Origin of the sequence: Variovorax sp. J22P240 (assembly GCF_030316855.1) — a bacterium.
GTDB lineage: Bacteria > Pseudomonadota > Gammaproteobacteria > Burkholderiales > Burkholderiaceae_C > Variovorax.
The window spans coordinates 1-2,757 of sequence record NZ_JASZYR010000037.1 but is presented as its reverse complement, the minus strand read 5'-3'; the positions used below and the strand labels follow the sequence as shown (position 1 = coordinate 2,757).

Below are 2,757 nucleotides of genomic sequence, written 5' to 3'. Positions count from 1 at the left end.
GTTGAAGCCCGCCGTGTCGAGCGTGGCGCCCGCGGCCACGGTGTGCGCCGACAACGCGCTGAGGGCATTGGCGGCACCGGCCTTCAGCGTGCCCGCGGTGACGGTGGTCGCACCGCTGTAGCTGTTGGCGCCCGACAGAACGGTGGTGCCGCTGCCCACCTGCTGGAGCGCGCCGGAGCCACTGATGGCGCCCGGCAGATCAAGCGTGTTCGAGCGGTTCACGACCAGCGTCGCGTTGTTCACGATGTCGCCCACCACACCGCCGGCACTGCCGCCGTCGCCTAACTGCAGCACTCCGTCGGTGATCGTGGTGGTGCCCGCGATCGCCTGGTCGGTCGTGAGCGTCAGCTTGCCCGTTCCGGTTTTCTCGATGCGACCCGAGCCGGAGAGCAACCCGGCGTAGACCTCGTCGACGGGCTGTTCGAAACGCACCACGCCGTTGTCGGTGATCGTCTGCGGCATGAACCCGGCCCGCGTCTGCAGGATGCCTGCCGGGTCGACCGTCATGCTGCCGGTGTAGCCGCTGGCGTCCGAGCCCAGGATCAGCGTGCCGCCGGCCACCTGCGTGCTGGCGATGCCCGTATCCGCCAACGAGTTGTTGAAGGTCCAGGTGCCGCTGTCGTTCTTCACCAGCGTCTGGAAGCTCGAGATCGCATGGTCGAAGGTGTCCGCGCCGGTGCCGTTCAAGGTCAGCAGGTTCTTGCCGCCACCGCCATTGATCGTTCCGGAGATCGACGAGCCGTCGTAGATCCTGAGCGTGTCGTCGCCATCGGCGAAATTGAGCGATCCGATCAGTTGGCCCTTGTTGGTGAAGTCCACCGCCATCGTGCCCGACGCGGCCATGATGTTGCCCGCGCCATTCTTGTATTCGATGATGCCGGTCGCGCCGTTCACGACCGTGTTCGAGCCGGTGGACGCCTCGAAAAAGATGGCCGCGTCCCCTGCCTGCGAACGGATCTCGCCGTCGTTGAGGATACGGTTGCCCGAGCCCATCGGGTTGACCGCCTCCGCATCGAACGCCGAGCCATTTGAAAGCACCTTGGCACCCTGCTCGATCGTCAGCGTATTGCCTGAACGGAACTCGATGGTGTTGGTGCCGGTGCCGTAGTAGCCGTTGGTGTTGCCGAGGGCGTTGTTCTCGACCTTGGCACCGGCCTTGATCAGGATGGTCGCATCGTCGCCCACGCTGATGCCCGGAAGGCCGCCTGAACTGATGATCGCGCCGGGCTCGACGATGACGGAAGTGCCGGGCGCGGTATTGACGCCAATACCCGCAATGCCTGTCTCCGTGCCATTCGCATCGCAAGTGATGACATTGGCGTTGGTCGAGCAAGCGGCCGAGGCGACGGCGGAAAGGCCCAACAGGGCGGCCGCGACGGTGGCCTGCACCGCGTTGGGTCGCACCCGGACGGCTGATTTGCCGGCGCTTGAGGCCAATTCGGACGCGACGGTCCACGTGCGTTTCGATGAATTCCAGACGATGCTGAAAACACTATTCATGTTGTACTTCTCCCCTTTTGAAAACTCACGTCGAGCGTGAAATGAAAACTCACCACTGTAATTCTTTGGTACTCTTACAGATGTGGAGAGAAGTCACTCAATTGGTGCGAAAAGTACTTTTCAGCGGGGCAAATCCGCTGTGCCTTGGGGCGAAATTTCCTGAGGTAGGGCTATTTCCCGCCGACTGTCACGCGACGTTGACATAAGCCGACGCACTGCATTGGAGCGGCGTGTGCAGCCCCCGTCACCGGCCTATTTGCGCAAGGGAGCTGGATGAAACGCTGAGGACGAATCGATCCTTCAGAGCCGTGCCGCCAATTCGCGGCACTTCTGGAGGTTCGTGCTGAAGCGTGTCGCCATGTCGGGTTCGCAGGCGGAACTGGTGGTCATGATGCGGCACATCCCGACTGCCAGAAAGTCCGACACCGCCTCGGTGCACATCGGAAAGCGCGCCAGCGCGGGGTTGTCGTGCGACTTGAACCCCCATTTGTCGGAGAAGTCGAGCATGCGGCCCATCGCGTCCTCGAAGTAATCCCTGTCGCGCTCCGCGATGGCGACTTCCATCGCCGGCAACTCGCTGCCCAGGAAGCCCACCGCGGCCGCGGGAAAGCGGTTCGCGTCCTGCGGTGCGGCCTGCTGGGCGGTCACGCCCGAGACGGCAACCGCGAGCAGCAGCGGAACGACGAGGCGTGCGGAAATGGCGATGGTTCGGAGACGAAGAAATTCCATGGTGTTCGGTCAGGCGATGGCTTCGAAGGCCGCCCCGCATCGGGCGACCGCTGAAGCCCTATTTGAACCGAAAGCCGCGGGCTGTCCGGCCCCTACCAGCTCACGCGCATGCCGAGCGAGCCCTGCACCGAGGACTTCACTTTCACGTCGCCGCCCGCGTTGAAAAGCTGCCCCGCTTCGCCGTAGAGGGTGACAACAGGCGTCAGCGCCAACGTCATGCCGACTGCGACTTCGGTCGAGGTGTAACCGGTCCCGCTGGCAATGCGCGTGCTGGCCGCCGGACCGACGAAGGTCGCGACGTCGGCGCCAGAACCCGCGCGGTACACGTTCAAGCGGCCGTAGGGTTGCAGGCGCCCCGCACGGGTGGCGATGTCGCCCTTGACGCGCAGGCCCAATCGGCCGATCCACCCGCCATCGGCGTCCTGCTGCACGCGCGCGCCGCTGATCAGCACGTCGTCGAAGCTGCTGCGCTGGTAGGCGAGCTGCGCCTGCGGCTCGATGGTCCAGCCCTCGGCCAGAGCGAAAGGC

Annotated in this window: 3 protein-coding genes; all 3 read right to left on the bottom strand. The window is 64.5% G+C overall.

Annotated features, from left to right (window positions below; all coding sequences use genetic code 11):
- Positions 1-1,500 (bottom strand): autotransporter-associated beta strand repeat-containing protein (locus tag QTI24_RS31415; protein ID WP_286605854.1); only part of this gene is annotated, 1,500 nt, incomplete at its 3' end.
- A 300-nt stretch (positions 1,501-1,800) separates the two neighbouring features.
- The gene (locus QTI24_RS31410; RefSeq protein ID WP_286605852.1) at positions 1,801-2,229 is read right to left on the bottom strand and encodes a hypothetical protein; all 429 of its coding nucleotides are present in this window, start codon (positions 2,227-2,229) and stop codon (positions 1,801-1,803) included.
- A gap of 92 nt (positions 2,230-2,321) precedes the next feature.
- The coding region (locus tag QTI24_RS31405) for an autotransporter outer membrane beta-barrel domain-containing protein (RefSeq protein ID WP_286605850.1) at positions 2,322-2,757 on the bottom strand (436 nt) is incomplete at its 5' end.